This window comes from Cupriavidus ulmosensis (genome assembly GCF_977008105.1).
Genome location: NZ_CDRMWP010000001.1, coordinates 2,818,365 through 2,834,759, shown reverse-complemented (window position 1 = coordinate 2,834,759; position 16,395 = coordinate 2,818,365). Strand labels below are relative to the sequence as shown.

Below are 16,395 nucleotides of genomic sequence, written 5' to 3'. Positions count from 1 at the left end.
ACCCGCTCACCGACCGATCTTTCAAGGAGACTGCAATGCTGGAAGTAGAAACACCCGAGGACATGGCGCAGTATGTGGGCAAGCCGCTGGGCGTCAGCGACTGGCTGACGGTGGACCAGGAGCGCATCGATGCGTTCGCCCGCGTGTCGGGAGACGAGAACTGGATCCACGTGGACGTGGAGCGGGCGCGCCGGGAGCTGCCCGGCGGCAAGACCATCGCGCATGGCATGCTGACGCTGTCGCTGGTCACGTACATGGGCGGCAACATCCTGCGCATCCGCCAGCGCTCGCGCGGCATCAACTACGGTTCGAACAAGGTCCGCTTCACCGCGCCGGTGCAGTGCGGCGCGCGCATCCGGCTGCACCGCACGCTCGAGAAGTACGAGGCCATCGACGGCGGCGCGCGGCTGACGTTCGGCAACCGGATGGAGATCGAGGGCGTGGAGCGCCCCGCGCTGGTCGCGGAAACCGTGTCGGTCATCTACGCCAGGGGGGCATGATGGCCCCTGCCGCCCAATCCCCATACGAGGTCTACCTCGGCCACCTGCGCGAGGGCCGGCTTGCCTACCAGTTCAGCCCGGCCGCGGACCGCGCGGTGTTCTATCCCCGCGTGCTGTGCCCGTACACCGGCAGCACCGACCTGCAATGGCGCGTGAGCAAGGGCCTGGGCACGGTCTACAGCACGACCGTGGTCTACCCGCGCGACGGCGCGCCGTACAACGTGGCGCTGATCGACTGCGACGAAGGCTTCCGGCTGATGAGCCGCGTCGAGCAGATGCCCGCCGGCGCGGTGGCGATCGGCATGCGCGTATCGTTCCAGGTCCACGCGAATGGCGACGATCCCTATCCTGTTTTCCATCCGGTGACCGTGGCATGACATCCTCCCTCATCAAGCGCGGCAGCGCGGCCATCGTGGGCGCCGCCGAATCCGACCTGGGCGAAGTCGGCTCGGGATATACCCCGATCGACCTGATGGCGCAGGCCGTGCGGCGCGCGCTGGACGACTGCGGGCTGGCCCTGTCCGACGTCGACGGGCTTTTCTGCGCGACGTCGCAGAGCCGGCTGTCCGGCCTGGCGCTGGCGGAGTACCTGGGGTTGCCCGAAGCCTACGTGGACTCCACGTCGACCGGCGGCTCGTCGTTCATGCTGCACCTGGCGCACGCGCAAATGGCGATCGCCGCCGGCGCCTGCAAGGTTGCCGTCATCGCCTACGGCAGCACGCAGCGCTCGCTCGGCCGCAAGAACACCAGCGCGGCCGAGCCCAATCCGTACGAGTCGCCGTTCAAGCCGTTCATGCCGCCGACGGCCTATGCGCTGGCGGCGGCGCGCCACATGCACGAGTTCGGCACCACGCGCGAGCAACTGGCGGAGGTGGCGGTCGCCGCGCGGCAATGGGCGCTGCTGAACCCGGTGGCCTGGGAAAAGAAGCCGCTCACGGTGGAAGAGGTGCTGGGCGCGCGCATGGTGAGCTATCCGCTGACCATTCGCGATTGCTGCCTCGTCACCGATGGCGGCGGCGCCATCGTGGTGACGTCGGCCGAGCGCGCGCGCGGCATGCGCCGCCCGCCCGTGTATGTGCTGGGCGCCGGCACCGTCACCACGCATCACAGCATCTCCAGCATGCCCGACCTGACGCACAGCGGCGCGCGGCGCGCGGGCGAGATCGCCTACGCGATGGCGGGCCTGCGCCCGGCGGACGTCGACGTGGCGCTGGTGTACGACGCCTTCACGATCAACACGATCCTGTTCATGGAAGACCTCGGCTTCTGCGCCAAGGGCGAAGGCGGCGCGTTCGTCAGCGGCGGCCGCATTGCCCCGGGCGGCACGTTCCCGGTCAATACCAACGGCGGCGGGCTGTCCTACTGCCATCCGGGCATGTACGGCATGTTCCTGCTGATCGAGGCGGTGCGGCAACTGCGCGGCGAATGCGGCGCGCGCCAGGCGGCCGGCGCGGAGATCGCGCTCGCGCACGGAAACGGCGGCGTGCTGTCGTCGCAGAACACCGTCATTCTGGGGGCGGCGCACACGGTGTAGTTTCTCCGGGGCATGGCTATGGCCCTTCCGCTCACCCATGCGCGCGGGTGGGCGGAAGGGCCTTCCGATTCCGATGTCGCCCGCAACCGCGCGCGCCCGGCCCTCACGCCTGCGCGGCGGCTTCCTCGGCGGCGGGATAGTCGGTGTAGCCATGCTCCGCGCCGCCGAACAGTGAGCCGGCGTCGAACGCGGCGAGCGGCAGGCCTTCGGCCAGGCGGCGGGGCAGGTCGGGGTTGGCGACGAAGGGGCGGCCGAACGCGACCAGGTCGGCGTAGCCCTGGTCGAGCACCCACGCGGCGCGCGCCAGGTCGTACTTGCCGGCCACGATGATCGGGTTGGCGAAGCGCTGGCGGATGGCCTGCCGGAATGCCTCGGTGAACTGCGGCGCGTCGTCCCAGTCGGCCTCGACCAGGTGCAGGTAGGCGAAGCCGCCGGCGTGCAGGTATTCGGTGGCCTCCAGGATGGTGGGCAGGATGTCGGGGCAGGCCATGCCGCGCGCGGTCAGGAACGGCGCGAGCCGGATCGCCGCGCGGTCCGCGCCGATCTCGGCGGCGATCGCGTCCATCACTTCCTTGAGGAAGCGCAGGCGGTTCTCGCGCGAGCCGCCGTATTCGTCGGTGCGCACGTTGGCGGTGGTGCGCAGGAACTGGTCGACCAGGTAGCCGTTGGCGCCGTGGACTTCGACGCCGTCGAAGCCGGCCTCGATGGCATGGCGCGCCGCGCGGCGGAAATCCTCGACGATGGCCTTGATCTCTTCGCGCGTGAGCGCGCGCGGCGTCGGGCAGGCCACCATCGCGCCCGCGCCGGTGGCCGGGTCCACCTTCCAGATCGCGCCTTCGAACGGCACCGCCGAGGGCGCCACCGGCAGCGCGCCGCCGTGGAAGTCCGGGTGCGACATGCGCCCGACGTGCCAGAGCTGCAGGAAGATGCGCCCGCCGGCGTCGTGCACGGCCCGCGTGACCAGCTTCCAGCCGGCCACCTGTGCGGCGCTGTGGATGCCCGGCGTGAACGAGTAGCCCTTGCCCTGCGGCGAGATCTGCGTGGCCTCGGTCACGATCAGCGCCGCCGAGGCGCGCTGCGCGTAGTAGCGGGCGTTCATCGCGTTGGGGATGTCGCCCGGCTGCGTGCTGCGCGCGCGCGTCATGGGCGCCATGACGATGCGGCTGGGCAGCGCGTGGCGGCCGAGGTGGATGGGCGTGAACAGACTGGATGGCTTCGACATGCTTTGCTCCGGATGGCTGGGGTCTGGCGGGGTTGGGGGATAAAGGGGCGGGTGGCGCGGGGTGGCGCGGCCGAAATCGCCGGCGCCGCTCAGCGGGCGCCGGGCTCGGCTTGCGCCGGGACGGGTTCGGAAAACACGGCTTCGAGCAGCGGCCCGCCGGGCGCGCGGAAGAACAGCCGGCGCTCCCGCAGCTCGGCCAGGTCCATCGTCGAGTAGCGGATGCCGAGCCGTTCCAGCCTGGCGCGGAAGGCACCGTAGCCTTCGAGGCGGAAGCCCACGTGGTCGATGGCCTCGGCGGCGTGGCCGACGCCGTAGCCGTGCGAGCCGACGATGTGGACCAGCGGCTGGCCGCCGGCATGGAGCCAGTGGCCGGGAATGCCCCGCAGCGCCTGCGGGCGGGCGCCGTCGCGCAGGCCGAATACCGACTCGAAGAACGCGCGCGTGCCGGCGATGTCGCGCGTGCGGATGGTGACGTGGTCCAGGTGCATGGCTATCTCTCGTGCCGGCGTGCTTGCCGTGTGATGGCAGAACGATAGACCTTGCGTGTTTCCCTGATAATCACCTACATTTCAAAATCATATTTCGGATTTTCCGAAGAAAGACCGACGACCATGCTGCTGGACAACCTCGCCCTGTTCCTGATGATCGTGGAGAAGGGCGGCCTGTCGGCCGCCGGGCGGGAGATGGGGCTGTCGCCCGCGTCGGTCTCCGAGCGGCTGGCGATGCTGGAGGGCTACTACGGCGCGAGCCTGCTGACGCGCACCACGCGCTCGCTCAGCCTCACCGACGAGGGCCGCCTGCTGGCCGAGGGCGCGCGCCGCCTGCTCGCGGAGGCGGACGAGCTGGAGAGCAACGTGCGGCTCGGCGCGGGCAAGATCTCCGGCCCGGTCCGCCTGAGCGCGCCGATGGATCTCGGGCAGTCGCGCATCGTGCCGATCCTGGACCGGTTCCTGGCCGCGCACCCGGACGTGACCATCGACCTCAATCTCACCGACGGCTTCGTCGACCTCGCCAGCCAGGGCATCGACTTCGCGATCCGCTACGGCACGCTGGCCGACAGCACGCTGCGGGCCAGGCCGATCGGCGAGAACCGGCGCGTGGTGTGCGCCGCGCCCGCGTACCTGGAGCGCAACGGCACGCCGCGCCACCCCGACGACCTCATGCGGCACGACTGCATCGTGATGCGGTTCGGCGCCAATATCGACCGGGTCTGGTCGTTCCGCGTCGATGGCGGGGCGTATCGCGTCGCCGTCGGCGGCCGGCGCGTGGCCAACGACGGCAGCCTCGTCAGGCAATGGTGCCGCGACGGGCACGGCATCTGCCGCAAGTCGATCTGGGACGTGCAGGCGGACCTGGATGCCGGCCGGCTGCGCGAAATCCTCGCCGACTTCTCGCCCGGGAGCACGGCGCTGCAGATCGTCTACCCGCCCACGCGCGTCCAGCCGCGCCGGGTGCGGGCGCTGATCGACGCCATCGCCACTGAACTGGGCCCGGCGGCCGGCGGCGCGCCTTCCTGACGCCGGCCGTGCTTCGCATACCGCCTCACGCGCGCCTCACACGCGCATCACGAACGGGTCCGTGAGCTGCGTGCCGAGTTCGCACCAGACGCTTTTCGTCTTCAGGTACTGGAAGACGGACTCCATGCCGTTCTGCCGTCCGATGCCGCTGTCCTTCATGCCGCCGAACGGCGAGTTGCACGCCATCGCGCGATAGGTGTTGACCCATACCGTACCGGCGCACAGGCGCCGGGCCATGACGTGGGCGCGGCGCAGATCCCGGGTCCATATGCCGGCGCCAAGCCCGAACGCCGTGCCGTTGGCCATTGCCAGCACGTCCTCGTCGTCGGCGAACGGGGTCACGGAAAGGACCGGGCCGAACACTTCGTTCTGCATCAGGAAACTGCCGTGGGCCGCGTTCTCGATGATGGTCGGCTGGAAGAAGTTGCCCAGCGGCAGGCCGGCGACGGCGGCGCGGCGGCCGCCGCAGAGCACGTGCGCGCCTTCCGCCACGGCGCGCGCCACCATGCCGATGTCCTTGTCGAGCTGCGCGGCGGTGGCAACCGGCCCCATCTGCGTGGCGCCGAGCATCGGGTCGCCGAGCACGATCGCGTTGGCGCGCTCGACGAGCCGGCCGACCAGCCGGTCGTACAGGCTTTCGTGGATATACGCCCGGCTGCCGGCGATGCAGGTCTGGCCGGCGGCGGCGAAGATGCCGGCCAGCACGCCGGCCTCGGCCAGGTCGGGATCGGCGTCCGCGAACACGATGTTGGGGCTCTTGCCGCCGAGCTCCAGCGTGCAGGAGGCCAGCCGGCCGCCGGCCCGGGCCGCGATCAGGCGGCCCGCGGCATCGCTGCCGGTGAAGCAGATCTTGGCGACCGCGGGATGGTCCACCAGGGCCTCGCCGGCCTCGCGCATGCCGTTCACCACGTTGACCACGCCCGCCGGCATGCCGGCCTGGAGGGCCAGCGCGGCCAGCCGCGTGGCCGATGCCGAGGTCACTTCCGACGGCTTGATGACGATGGTGTTGCCGGCGGCGAGGATCGGCGCCACCGACATGATGGTCAGGAACACCGGCGAGTTCCACGGCACGATCACGCCGACCACGCCGAGCGGCTCGCGCAGCGTGTAGTTGAGCACGGTGGTCTGGGTCAGCGGGATCACGGCGCCTTCGATCTTGTCCGCCAGGCCGCCGAAATAGTACAGCCAGTCCTGCATCGCGCGAATCTGCGCGCGGACCTCGCTGAAGAGCTTGCCGCCCTGGGCGGTGTCCAGCGCGGCCAGCTCGTCGGCCGCGTCGGCCACCAGGTCCGCCCAGCGCATCATCAGGCGTCCCCGGCGCGTGGGGGACAGGGTTCCCCACGCGCCCTGCAGCGCCCGCTGCGCCGCGCTCGCGGCCAGCGCCACGTCCGCCGCGCCCGACAGCGGGAACCGGCCCCACCGGGCGCCGGTGGTGGGATTGGTGGTGACGAACTCCGCCCCGGACAGGGCGGCGGCTTCCTGGCCGTCGATATGGTTGTGGAACGTGCGGATTTCCTGCTGCGGGTGCATGGGCGTCTCCTGGGCGTGGCGTTCGGACGGCGCCGCCGGGCGGGTCAATCGCGGCCGCCGGGCGGATCGATCAGGTCGCGGGCGATGATCTGCTTCATGATTTCCAGTGAGCCGCCCGCGATCTTGGCGATGCGCGCGTCCGCGTAGGCGCGGCATACGGGGCTGTCCCAGAGGTAGCCGCTGCCGCCGTGCAGTTGCAGGCATTGGTCGACCGTGGCGCACTGGAGCTCGACCAGCTGGAGCTTCAGCGCCGCCGCGTCGGCCGCGTCCAGCGTGCCGCGCAGCTGCAGCTCGATGCAGCGGTCGACGTAGACGCGCGCCGCCGTGATGGCGGCGCGCAGTTCGGCGAGCTTGAAGCGGGTGTTCTGGAAGGCCGCGAGCGGCTGGCCGAATGCCATGCGCGCCTTGACGTGCGCGACCGTCTGTTCCAGCGTGGCTTCGCAGACCGCGGCCGCGCGCACCGCCTGGGCCAGGCGCTCGCGCGCGAGGTTGTTCGTCAGGTACGCCATCGCGCGGTGCTCGGCGCCGATCAGGTTCGACGCCGGCACGCGCACGTCGTCGAAGAACAGTTCGGCGGTATCCTGGCCGCGGTTGCCCAGCTTCTGCATGCGGGGGCCGCGGCTGAACCCGGCCCGGTCCGACTCCACCAGGATCAGGCTCATCGCGCCGCGCTCGCCGGGCGGGCCGGACTTGACCACCAGCACGACGAAGTCGCAGTTGTGCGCGTTGGAGATGAAGGTCTTCTGGCCGTTGATCACGTATTCGCCGCCGTCGCGCCGCGCGGTGGCGGCGATGCCGCGCACGTCGCTGCCGGCGCCCGGCTCGGTGATGCCGATCGCCCCGATCGCCTCGCCGCGCACCATGCGCGGCAGCCAGCGGCTCTTGAGGGCTTCGCTCGCGTAGACCTCCAGGTAGGGGGCGACCATCTCGCTGTGGATGAAGAAGCCCGGCGCGGTGATGCCGGCGCGCGCGAGTTCCTCGATCACCACCACGTTGAACAGGAAGCTCGCCTCCGGGCCGCCGTACCGCTCGGCAACGCCGCAGCACAGCAGTCCGGCCGCGCCCGCCTGGCGCCAGATCCCGCGCGGGACGATGCCCTCGCGTTCCCAGTGCGCGTGCCGCGGCGCGAGCTCGCCGGCGACGAAACGGCGCACCGAATCGCGGTAGGCCTCGTGGTCCGCCTCGAACAGCGTGCGTGGAATCATGTTCAGAACCCCCGGATGCCGTTGTCCTCGATGAGCCGCGTCCACTGCGCTTCCTCCGCCACGATGTCGCGCTGGAACTGCTCGGACGATCCGCCCACGGGCACCACGCCGCGCTCCATCAGGGCGCGCTGGACGTCCGGCGTGGCGACGGCCTTGTCGAGGGCCTGGGACAGGCGCGAGACGATGGCCGCGTTCGTCCCGGCCGGCGCGAGCACGCCGTACCAGCCGCTCAGTTCGAAGCCGTCCATGCGCGACTCCTTGAAGGTCGGCACCTCAGGCAGTCCCGGGAAGCGCCGGGCCCCCGTGATGGCCAGCGCCCGCAGCCGCCCGGCGGCGAGGAACGGGGCGATGGTGCCGATGTCGGCGAAGGCGAGCGGGATCTGGCCGCTGACGACGTCGTTGACCGCCGGCGCCACGCCCTTGTACGGCACGTGGACCATCGCGATGCCGGCCGACCGGTTCAGCAGCTCGCCGTAGATATGCGCGGAGGTGCCGCTGCCATACGAGCCGAACGCATACTTGCCGGGCCGCGCCTTGATCTCGGCGACCAGCTCGGCGAGGGTCCTCGCCTGGACCCGGCCGGGGTTGGCCACCAGCACGAGATTGGTCACCCCGACTTTCGAGACCGGCGCGAAATCGGTCAGCGCGTAGGGCGGTTTGCGGGGCTGCGCCGCGGACTGGACCAGGTTGCTCGCGGTGAAGAACAGCGTGTAGCCGTTGGCCGGCGCGCGCGCGACGATCGAGCCGGCGATCGTGCCCGATGCGCCCGGGCGGTTCTCGACCACCACCTGCTGGCCCAGGATCGCGGCGAGCTGCCGCGCGACGAGCCGCGCGGTGACGTCGACCCCGCCGCCCGCCGTCGAGCTCGCCACGAGCGTGATGGGGGCGCTCGGATAGTCGGCGGCGGATGCCGCCGCGGAGCCGGCGGCGCACAGGGCCGGCATGCCCAGTGCGCAGGCGCGCGCCCATTGCCTCAGTCGGTGAAAATGCGCTGGCATGACTGTCTCCTCGCTTGTGCGTCGTCTTGTACGTCGTCTTGTGCGTTGTCTTGTCTGTGTGCGCCGCCGGCGCCGGGCGCGCGCCTCAGCCGGCCGCGGGCGCCCAGTGCAGCAGCGTGTATGGCCGCTGCCGGGCATCCACCGCATGCTCGAACACGCCGCGCATCGGCTCGCCGATGCGCGGCGGCCGCAGCGGGTCCCCCAGGATGTTGCCGACCATGCGCACGCGGCCCGCGTCGGGCAGCTCGACCAGGCCGATCAGGTACGGGCCCGCCCGGTCGAGCGCGGGATGGACCGGATGCCAGACGCGCTGCCAGCTGTAGAGCACGCCCGCCGGCGCCACCTCGACATAGGCGATCTCCAGCGAGTGGCACCGGTGGCACAGCCATTCCGGGCCCCACTGCCAGGCGTGGCAACGGGGGCAGCGCTGCACCAGCAGCCTCTCGCCGCGCAGCGCGTCCCAGTACGGCGCGGTCAGGCCGTCCGCGTCGGCGACCGGCGCCGGCAGGCCGGGCGGCAGGTACCTGGTTGCTGTCGTGTTGGCCGATGTCGTATTGGTCGATGTCGTCATAGCGCGGCTCCGGTTCCGTAAATGGCCGAGCTGACCGGCGTGACCATCGGCCCGCCGATGACCAGCCCGAGCCGGGCGTTGTCGATCTGGGCGGTGGAGGTGCCGCGCAGTTGCCTGACCGCTTCCAGGTGGAGCTCCAGGCCGTGCATGTAGCACTCGGCCAGGTTGCCGCCGCTGGTGTTCAGCGGCAGCGCGCCGCCGGGGGCGATGAGGTTTTCGGGTTTGAGGAAATCGTTGGCCGCCTCGGCGCTGAACAGGCCGTGCTCGATCAGCGCCATCAGCACCCCGCCCGTGAAGTTCTCGTAGCTCTGCACGAAGTCGAAATCGGCGGGCTCGACCCGCGCCATCCGGTAGAGGTTGCGCGCCACGCCCGGGAACGACGACGAGGCATAGTCGGGGGCGTTGTGGCTCCAGGCGGCGCAGCGATGGTCCGAACCGGCCGCGGCGGCCAGCAGGTAGACCGGCGTGCCCGGCAGGTCGGCGGCTTCCTCCGCGCGCACCAGGATCATGGCGGCGGCGCCGTCGTTCTCCATGCAGCAGTCGAAGAGATGGAACGGCTCGGTGATCCAGCGCGACTGGTCGTACTTCTCCTCGGTCAGCGGCTTGCCGAACATGACCGCGCGCGGGTTGCGCTGCGCGTGGTGGTACGAGGCCAGGGCGATGGCGCGCAGCGCTTCCTGGCCGATGCCGTGGTCGTGCATGAAGCGCCGGACCTTCATGGCAAAGCGCTGGGCCGGCGAGATCAGCCCGTAGGGCACGGTCAGCGCGTACTCGCCGCTGATGGTCTGCTCGACCTGGCCGCGGCCATAGCGCTGGTACTGGCCCTGCGCCAGCGCGCGCATGACGACGACGCAGTCGGCCATGCCGGTCGCCAGCGCGGCGGCGGCGTTGCCGACCGCGGCCGAGACGCCGCCGCCGCCGCCGCCCCATTGCATGCAGGAGAACCGGAGCTCGCGGATGCCCAGCGCGGCCGCCATCCGCGACGGATCGCTGCGGTCGTTGCCGTAGGACGAGAACCCGTCGATGCGGCGCGGGTCGATGCCGGCATCCTCGCAGGCGTTGAGCGTGGCGCGCAGCGCCAGCTTGAATTCCGCGTCGGGAGACTTGCCGTGCCTGAAGTACTCGGTCTCTCCGATGCCCACCACCGCGGTCTTTCCCCGCAAGGTAGGTGCGTCATGCGCATTCATGGCTTGTCCTCGTGGTCGTGGTTTCGGGGGAATGACGCCGCCTAGATGACGCCGTCGGCCTCGAGCCGGCGCAGGTCGTCTGCGCCCAGGCCCGCGTATTTCATGTACACCGTGGCGTTGTCCGCGCCGATGGACCTGCCGGCGTGGCGCACGCTGGCGGGCCGGCGGGCGAAGCGCGGCACGACGTTGGGCATGCTCAGCGCGCCGAAGTCCTCGTCGTGCGCGCTGACGATCGCCTCGCGCGCGACCATCTGCGGATCGCGCACCACCTGGTCGATGGTGTAGACCGGCGCCATCGTGCCGTCCGCCGCGGCGAAGGCGGCGATGACCTCGGCGAGCGGGCGCGCGGCGCACCAGTGCGCGAAGATCCCGTTGAGCTCGCGCTCGTGGCGGACGCGGTCGGCGTTGGTGGCGAAGCGCGGGTCCCGGAGCAGGTCGGCGCGGCCGATCGCCGCGCAGTTGTTGGCGAACATCGCGTTGATCGATCCGGCCATCGTGACCCAGTGGCCGTCCTGGGTGCGGTACACCGCCGACGGCGCCGAGTACGGGCTGCGGTTGCCGAGCCGCGCCGGCGCCTGGCCGAGCTGCTGGAGCGCGGCGGGCGCGACGTCGAGCAGCCGCAGGATGGATTCGGTCAGCGACAGGTCGATCTCCTCGCCGCCGCATTGCGGGTCGCGCTGCCTGCGCCAGAGCGCGGCGAGCGCGCCCACCGCGCAATACAGGCCGCCGATCAGGTCGCCCAGCGGCGCGCCGGTATGCATCGGCTCGCCGTCCTCGGTGCCCGACACGGCGGTCAGCCCGCCCATCGCCTCGAAGATCCTGGCGAAGCCCGGCCGCCCGCGATAGGGGCCGCTCTGGCCGAAGGCCGACACCCGCATGATCACCAGCTGCGGATTGGCCTGCCACAGCACCTCGCGGCCGAGCCCCCAGTTGTCGAGCGTGCCGGGGCGGAAGTTCTCGATCAGCAGGTCGAAGTGCGGCAGCATGGCCTTCAGGATCTCGGCCCCGCGCGCCTGGCGCAGATCGAGCGTGACGCACTGCTTGTTGCGCTGCGAGGTCTTCCACCACAGGCTCTTGCCGTCCTTGAACGGCGGAAAGCCGCGCAGGCCGTCGCCGCGGCCGGGAAGCTCGACCTTGACGACCTCGGCGCCGTAGTCGGCGAGAAGCGTCGCGCCGAACGGCCCGGCCAGCACCGTGGCGACGTCCAGTACGCGCATGCCCGCGAGCGGGCCGCCGGGTTGCGTGTCGTTGTCGGGGGTGTCGGTCATGGCTGCGCCGTCTCCGCGATGCCGTTGTCGATGACGACCGCGCCCCGCTCGGCGGCGATGACGCGGAAGCGGGTCTGGCGGCCGTGCGGCCACAGTTCGGTGCGGATGGTCTCGCCCGGATACGCGGGTGCGGTGAAGCGGGCGTCGATGCGCAGCAGGCGGCGCGGCTCGTATCCGCAGATCGCCTTCACCACCGCGCGGGCCGCGATGCCGTAGGTGCACAGCCCGTGCAGGAGGGGGCGGGCGAAGCCCGCCGATCTCGCCACGGCGGGATCGGCGTGCAGCGGATTCATGTCTCCGCACAGGCGATACCACAGCGCGGCGTTGGCCGCGGTGCGGTACGCGTCGACGATGGCGGGCGGGCCCTGCGGCGGACCCTGCGGGCGCGTGCCGGCGGGTGCGGTGCCGCCGCATGCGTCGCCGCATGTGTTGCCATACATGCCGCCATACGTGCCGCCGTACGTACTGCTGAATCCCCCGTTGCCGCGGGCCAGGTAGACCTGCGTCGCCGTGGCCAGCCTGCGCCCGGTTCCTTTTTCCACGAGCGTGCGCTCGCTGGTGATGAGCGCGCCCACCGACGGGCCCTTGTCGATCACCTGCGTCACCCTGAGGTGCCCGACCACCGTCGCCGCGGCCGGCATCTCCGCGTGCAGTTCCAGCGTCTGTCCGGCATGCAGCACCGATTGCCACTCGATGCCGGTATCGGGCGCCATCATCCAGAAGCCGGGATAGCCCACCACCAGCGCCAGCGTCGGCGCCGCGCGCTGTGCCTGCTGGTAGACGAACGGCAGCTCGCGCGCGTCGAGCGGGTCGTGGCCGTAGCCCACCGCCAGCGCGTACAGGATCGAGCGCGAGGCGTCGTAGGTCTGCTCGGTCGCGGGGAATGCCCGGCGCAGCAGGCGCTCCGGGTCGAATGCCCGGCCGCGCGCATGCGGGCCGTGTGGCTGCTGCTCGTGCATCGCATCTGGCGTCATCGGTCGCTCGCTCGTTCCTGCGTCCTTGTGCGGACAACGGCTTGATGATGACAGCGGGGTGCGGCAGCCTACAAACGACTTAAATGACTGATGTCAGTCCGGATCGAGATCAATGCCGAGATCAATGCGCGGCGGCGTCCTGCCGCGCCGCCGCGCCGAACTGGCGCTCCATCTCCGCGATGAACGCGGCGGCGGCGATGGTGGGTTCGGCATCGCGGCGGGTCAGCAGCGAGATCTCGTGCAGCTGGCGGTCGGCCGCGGCGATCGGCACGATGGCGAGCCCGAGCTGGCGCGCGAAGCCGGACGCATAGCCCGGAATCAGCAGGATGCCGAGATTCTCGCTGACCAGTCCCAGCGCCGAGGTCAGCGTGGCGACCTGGATCGACGAGCGCAGGCTGAGGCGATGCCGGCTCAGGATCCGGTCGACCGTGCGCCGGAAGCTGTAGACGCTGCGGATCGTGATGTGCCGGTGCTCGACGATCCGTTTCCATCCGGCCGACTTGCAGGACGCTAGCGGATGGGTTTTCGCGCACGCCACGCAGATCGGCTCGCGACGCACCACCCGGCTCTCCATCTGCGCATCGAGCTCGCCGATCGAGACGAGCGCGAAGTCGCACTGGCCGATCCGTACGGACTCGATGCTCTGGTCGGTCGACAGTTCCTGCAGGTCGATCTGGATGCCCGGATAGCGCGCGGCGAACCCGGCGATGACCGGCCGCAGCAGGCCGAAGGCCATCATGGGCGAGCAGGTCAGGCTGACCGTGCCGCACTCCAGCCCACGCAGGCTTTGCAGGCTGCGCTGCGCCGATCGCAGCGTGCCCAGCATCTGCTGCGCGTAGCGGTAGAGATCGGCCGCGGCGTCGAGCGGCACCACCCGGCGCGTGCTGCGCTCGAACAGCCGCACGCCGGTCTCCGACTCGAGGTCGGCGCACAGCTTGCTGACGGCCGACTGCGTCAGGTGCATCGCCTCGGCGGCCAGCGTGAAGTTGCGCAGTTCGTAGACGGCGCAGAACGCGCGCAGCTGTTTGAGGGTGATGTTCATCGATCTGCCGGACAGTGGGATGAAGGCGGTGGCGACGGGAACGCCCCGGGCCCGCTCCGCGGCGCGGCAAAGCCGCCGGCGCCGGGCGCAGTCCAGTATAGGGGCGGGCGGCGCCCGCCAGGCCGCCGGCCGCGTGCGGGAAGTCCGCATGGCCGAAGCCGCCGCGGTTGTCGTACCCCGCCACCGGGACCGGCGGGTGAGGTGGGGCGGCGCGGGCGCGTCAGCGGCCGCCGCCCGCGTCGTCGATCTGGTCGCGCGCCACCGTGATGACTTCCATGACGCTGCTGCCGATATGCCGCTTCATTGCCGTGGCCGCCGCCTCGGTCTGGCCGGCGCGGCTCAGGCGGATCAGCTCCATGTGTTCCTGGCGCGCCTGCAGGCGCTGCGGAACGCTGACCACGCGGAAGTTGAGGTAGCGCTCGGACTTCTCGTGCAGCGTGCGCACGATGTTCAGCGCGAACGGCCGGTTGGCCGGCCGGTACAGCGTTTCGTGCAGCTGCCAGTTGAGGCGGCTCCAGGCGTCGGCGGGAGCGCTGTCCATTTCATTCACCAGCGCCTCGGCGCGCGCCAGGTCCGCGGCCTGCAGCTGCGGCACGGCCAGGCGCAGCAGCCACGGTTCGAGCTGCACGCGCAGTTCGAAGAACTCCTGCACTTCGTCCACCGACAGCTGCGCCACGTAGGCGCCGCGGTGCGGCTGCAGATTCACCAGGCCTTCGGAGCTGAGCAGGCGGATCGCCTCGCGCAGCGGGATGCGGCTCACGCCCAGTTCTTCCGCGAGCGCTTCCTGGCGCAGCGCCGAGCCCGGCGCGAGCTTGCCCGAGAGGATGCGCTGGCGCAGGTCGGCCGCCACCATTTCCACCGCGGTGGCGCGCACCAGGCGGGCGCCGCCAGGGCCGTCGGCCGTGGATGAGGAAGGGGAGGAAGAAGGCGCGGACATACGGGAAAAGTGGCTAGTCATGACGTGCTCGGCATTGTCTCTGATTTTGTGGCGCGGCTGCGGCTTGTTTTTTGCACAACGCCATTGTATATTGGATCCAATTTGTGAAAACAGCAAGACAGAACCACATAGATCCACAATATCTACCCAGGTATCTGGCCAAGAAGGCCGGCGGTGCCTGCACATTGGATATTTGATTCAGTGCTGCGTGCGTGACCGGCCCCCTCGAAAAACTCCTTTCCCAAGACGTTCTACCCAAAAATCCAAATGAGAATGCGCGACTTCGAAAGCCCCGGGCGCTCGTCCGTCATGGCCCGCAACGGCATGGTGGCGACCTCGCATCCGGCCGCCACCCTGGCGGCGGCGCAGGTGCTGGACGCCGGCGGCAACGCCATGGACGCGGCGGTGGCCGCCTGCGCGGTGCAATGCGTGGTCGAGCCGGGCTCCACCGGCATCGGCGGCGACTGCTTCGCGCTCTACGCCAGGAACGGCGGCGCGGACGTGGTGGCCTACAACGGCAGCGGCTGGGCGCCCTCGGGCATCAGCCCCGCGGCGCTGCGCGAGCGCGGCGTGACCTCGCTGCTGCGTCCCACCCCGCACGGCATCACCGTGCCGGGCGCCATCGACGCCTGGGACCGCCTGATCCGCGACCACGGCAGCCTGCCGCTGGCCGAGGTGCTGCGCCCGGCCATCCGCCACGCGGAAGAGGGCTACGCGATCACCCCGCGCGTGTCGCGCGACTGGACCCTGGCCGAGCCGCTGCTCAAGCGCAACGAGCACGCCGCGCGCGTGATGCTGCCGGGCGGCAGCGCGCCGCTGCCGGGCAGCGTGCACCGCCAGCCGGAACTGGCCGCCACGCTGCGGCTGATCGGGCAGAAGGGCCGCGACGGCTTCTACGCCGGCCCGGTCGCCGAGGAGATGGTGCGGTACCTGCAATCGCTGGGCGGTTTCCATACCGAGGCGGACTTCGCCGAATACCGCGGCAGCTACGTCACGCCGATCAAGACGCAGTTCCGCGGCTACGACATCCACGAATGCCCGCCCAACGGGCAGGGCGTGATCGCGCTGCTGATCCTGAACATCCTGGCCGGTTTCCCCGCCGACGGCGACCCGCTCTCGGCCGACCGCCTGCACCGCGAGATCGAGGCCACGCGCCTGGCCTACGCGGCGCGCGACGAGGTGCTGTGCGACCCCGACTTCACCGCGGTCGACGTGGAGCGGCTGCTGTCGCCGGCGTTCGCCGACGCGCTGCGCGCGAAGATCGACCTGGCGCGCGCCAGCGACGTGCCGCCGGTGATCGGCATGCCCGAGCACCTGGACACGGTCTACATCAGCGTGGTCGACAAGGACCGCAACTGCGCCAGCTTCATCAATTCGATTTTCTACGGCTTCGGCAGCGGCATCATGACGCCGACCACCGGCATCCTGCTGCACAACCGCGCCCAGAGCTTCTCGCTGCTGGACGGCCATCCCAACGCCATCGCGCCGCGCAAGCGGCCCATGCACACCATCATCCCCGGCATGGCGACCAAGGACGGCCGCGCCGCGCTCAGCTTCGGCGTGATGGGCGGGCACTACCAGGCGATGGGCCACGCGCATCTGGTATCCAAGGTGCTGGACTACGGCATGGACCTGCAGGACGCGGTGTCGCTGCCGCGGGTCTTTCCCACGCCGGGCAGCAACGCGGTCGAGATCGAGCGCACCGTGCCGGCCGAGGTGGTCGCCGAACTGCGCCGCCGCGGCTTCGAGATCGCGCCGCGCACCCGCCCGATCGGCGGGGCGCAGGTGATCCGCATCGACTGGGAGCAGGGCGTGCTCACCGGCGCGTCGGACCACCGCAAGGACGGCTGCGCCATCGGGCTCTGAGCGCGCCCGACTGCCCACCGGAAAGCAGCCACGCCGCCTTTTTT

Annotated in this window: 16 protein-coding genes; 5 read left to right on the top strand and 11 right to left on the bottom strand. The window is 70.8% G+C overall.

Annotation, left to right across the window (positions count from 1 at the left end; translation table 11 throughout):
- Positions 1 to 35 precede the first annotated feature (35 nt).
- The 3 genes from ACWTPI_RS12915 to ACWTPI_RS12905 are packed head-to-tail and all read left to right on the top strand — an operon-like array spanning position 36 to position 2,034.
- On the top strand, positions 36 to 500 hold the full coding sequence (locus ACWTPI_RS12915; RefSeq protein ID WP_029043443.1) for a MaoC family dehydratase: 465 nt from the start codon (positions 36 to 38) through the stop codon (positions 498 to 500).
- The gene (locus tag ACWTPI_RS12910) at positions 497 to 877 is read left to right on the top strand and encodes a Zn-ribbon domain-containing OB-fold protein (RefSeq protein ID WP_020202288.1); all 381 of its coding nucleotides are present in this window, start codon (positions 497 to 499) and stop codon (positions 875 to 877) included. The genes ACWTPI_RS12915 and ACWTPI_RS12910 overlap by 4 nt, the downstream gene beginning before the upstream one ends.
- A complete protein-coding gene (locus ACWTPI_RS12905; RefSeq protein WP_454731822.1) occupies positions 874 to 2,034 on the top strand; it encodes a thiolase in 1,161 nt (386 codons plus the stop codon). Before ACWTPI_RS12910 ends, ACWTPI_RS12905 begins: the two co-directional genes overlap by 4 nt.
- 103 nt (positions 2,035 to 2,137) lie before the next feature.
- On the opposite strand, the gene ACWTPI_RS12900 is transcribed toward ACWTPI_RS12905, so the two are convergent.
- Both ACWTPI_RS12900 and ACWTPI_RS12895 read right to left on the bottom strand, forming a co-directional pair.
- The gene (locus tag ACWTPI_RS12900) at positions 2,138 to 3,256 is read right to left on the bottom strand and encodes an alkene reductase (protein ID WP_454731821.1); all 1,119 of its coding nucleotides are present in this window, start codon (positions 3,254 to 3,256) and stop codon (positions 2,138 to 2,140) included.
- 89 nt (positions 3,257 to 3,345) lie between these two features.
- Positions 3,346 to 3,744 carry a VOC family protein gene (locus ACWTPI_RS12895; protein ID WP_454731820.1) on the bottom strand — a complete coding sequence of 133 codons (399 nt, stop codon included), beginning with the start codon at positions 3,742 to 3,744 and terminating at the stop codon, positions 3,346 to 3,348.
- A gap of 123 nt (positions 3,745 to 3,867) precedes the next feature.
- Between ACWTPI_RS12895 and ACWTPI_RS12890 the strand changes: the two genes are divergently transcribed.
- The gene (locus ACWTPI_RS12890) at positions 3,868 to 4,773 is read left to right on the top strand and encodes a LysR family transcriptional regulator (protein WP_454731819.1); all 906 of its coding nucleotides are present in this window, start codon (positions 3,868 to 3,870) and stop codon (positions 4,771 to 4,773) included.
- Between the two features lie 36 nt (positions 4,774 to 4,809).
- Here ACWTPI_RS12890 and ACWTPI_RS12885 read toward each other — a convergent pair whose 3' ends face one another.
- The 9 genes from ACWTPI_RS12885 to ACWTPI_RS12845 form a co-directional block, all read right to left on the bottom strand.
- Positions 4,810 to 6,303 (bottom strand): aldehyde dehydrogenase, encoded by a 1,494-nt coding sequence (locus ACWTPI_RS12885; protein WP_454731818.1) that lies wholly within the window; start codon positions 6,301 to 6,303, stop codon positions 4,810 to 4,812.
- A gap of 44 nt (positions 6,304 to 6,347) precedes the next feature.
- Positions 6,348 to 7,508, bottom strand: coding sequence for an acyl-CoA dehydrogenase family protein (locus tag ACWTPI_RS12880; RefSeq protein WP_454731817.1), 1,161 nt, complete (start codon positions 7,506 to 7,508; stop codon positions 6,348 to 6,350).
- 2 nt (positions 7,509 to 7,510) lie between these two features.
- On the bottom strand, positions 7,511 to 8,506 hold the full coding sequence (locus ACWTPI_RS12875) for a tripartite tricarboxylate transporter substrate binding protein (RefSeq protein WP_454731816.1): 996 nt from the start codon (positions 8,504 to 8,506) through the stop codon (positions 7,511 to 7,513).
- Between the two features lie 85 nt (positions 8,507 to 8,591).
- Positions 8,592 to 9,077, bottom strand: a complete 486-nt coding sequence (locus tag ACWTPI_RS12870; protein WP_454731815.1) for a Zn-ribbon domain-containing OB-fold protein — start codon at positions 9,075 to 9,077, stop codon at positions 8,592 to 8,594.
- Positions 9,074 to 10,264, bottom strand: coding sequence for a thiolase C-terminal domain-containing protein (locus ACWTPI_RS12865; protein ID WP_454731814.1), 1,191 nt, complete (start codon positions 10,262 to 10,264; stop codon positions 9,074 to 9,076). The genes ACWTPI_RS12870 and ACWTPI_RS12865 overlap by 4 nt, the downstream gene beginning before the upstream one ends.
- Positions 10,265 to 10,305: 41 nt before the next feature.
- The gene (locus ACWTPI_RS12860) at positions 10,306 to 11,532 is read right to left on the bottom strand and encodes a CaiB/BaiF CoA transferase family protein (protein WP_454731813.1); all 1,227 of its coding nucleotides are present in this window, start codon (positions 11,530 to 11,532) and stop codon (positions 10,306 to 10,308) included.
- Entirely contained in the window at positions 11,529 to 12,506 is a 978-nt protein-coding gene (locus tag ACWTPI_RS12855; RefSeq protein ID WP_454731812.1) for a MaoC/PaaZ C-terminal domain-containing protein, read from the bottom strand. The genes ACWTPI_RS12860 and ACWTPI_RS12855 overlap by 4 nt, the downstream gene beginning before the upstream one ends.
- Positions 12,507 to 12,627: 121 nt before the next feature.
- Positions 12,628 to 13,548 (bottom strand): LysR family transcriptional regulator, encoded by a 921-nt coding sequence (locus ACWTPI_RS12850; protein ID WP_454731811.1) that lies wholly within the window; start codon positions 13,546 to 13,548, stop codon positions 12,628 to 12,630.
- A gap of 220 nt (positions 13,549 to 13,768) precedes the next feature.
- Positions 13,769 to 14,422 carry a GntR family transcriptional regulator gene (locus ACWTPI_RS12845; RefSeq protein ID WP_454732477.1) on the bottom strand — a complete coding sequence of 218 codons (654 nt, stop codon included), beginning with the start codon at positions 14,420 to 14,422 and terminating at the stop codon, positions 13,769 to 13,771.
- 336 nt (positions 14,423 to 14,758) lie between these two features.
- Here ACWTPI_RS12845 and ggt point away from each other — a divergent pair, with 336 nt between their 5' ends.
- A complete protein-coding gene (gene ggt, locus ACWTPI_RS12840) occupies positions 14,759 to 16,351 on the top strand; it encodes a gamma-glutamyltransferase (protein WP_020202292.1) in 1,593 nt (530 codons plus the stop codon).
- Positions 16,352 to 16,395: the final 44 nt, after the last annotated feature.

Excerpts from the sequence above, each read along its gene's own strand:
- ACWTPI_RS12860 (WP_454731813.1), bottom strand. The coding sequence starts at position 11,532 with ATGACCGACACCCCCGACAACGACACGCAACCCGGCGGCCCGCTCGCG.
- ACWTPI_RS12875 (WP_454731816.1), bottom strand. The coding sequence starts at position 8,506 with ATGCCAGCGCATTTTCACCGACTGAGGCAATGGGCGCGCGCCTGCGCA.
- ggt (WP_020202292.1), top strand. The coding sequence starts at position 14,759 with ATGCGCGACTTCGAAAGCCCCGGGCGCTCGTCCGTCATGGCCCGCAAC.
- ACWTPI_RS12915 (WP_029043443.1), top strand. The coding sequence starts at position 36 with ATGCTGGAAGTAGAAACACCCGAGGACATGGCGCAGTATGTGGGCAAG.
- ACWTPI_RS12855 (WP_454731812.1), bottom strand. The coding sequence starts at position 12,506 with ATGACGCCAGATGCGATGCACGAGCAGCAGCCACACGGCCCGCATGCG.
- ACWTPI_RS12890 (WP_454731819.1), top strand. The coding sequence starts at position 3,868 with ATGCTGCTGGACAACCTCGCCCTGTTCCTGATGATCGTGGAGAAGGGC.
- ACWTPI_RS12895 (WP_454731820.1), bottom strand. The coding sequence starts at position 3,744 with ATGCACCTGGACCACGTCACCATCCGCACGCGCGACATCGCCGGCACG.
- ACWTPI_RS12865 (WP_454731814.1), bottom strand. The coding sequence starts at position 10,264 with ATGAATGCGCATGACGCACCTACCTTGCGGGGAAAGACCGCGGTGGTG.
- ACWTPI_RS12850 (WP_454731811.1), bottom strand. The coding sequence starts at position 13,548 with ATGAACATCACCCTCAAACAGCTGCGCGCGTTCTGCGCCGTCTACGAA.
- ACWTPI_RS12870 (WP_454731815.1), bottom strand. The coding sequence starts at position 9,077 with ATGACGACATCGACCAATACGACATCGGCCAACACGACAGCAACCAGG.
- ACWTPI_RS12900 (WP_454731821.1), bottom strand. The coding sequence starts at position 3,256 with ATGTCGAAGCCATCCAGTCTGTTCACGCCCATCCACCTCGGCCGCCAC.
- ACWTPI_RS12905 (WP_454731822.1), top strand. The coding sequence starts at position 874 with ATGACATCCTCCCTCATCAAGCGCGGCAGCGCGGCCATCGTGGGCGCC.
- ACWTPI_RS12885 (WP_454731818.1), bottom strand. The coding sequence starts at position 6,303 with ATGCACCCGCAGCAGGAAATCCGCACGTTCCACAACCATATCGACGGC.
- ACWTPI_RS12910 (WP_020202288.1), top strand. The coding sequence starts at position 497 with ATGATGGCCCCTGCCGCCCAATCCCCATACGAGGTCTACCTCGGCCAC.
- ACWTPI_RS12880 (WP_454731817.1), bottom strand. The coding sequence starts at position 7,508 with ATGATTCCACGCACGCTGTTCGAGGCGGACCACGAGGCCTACCGCGAT.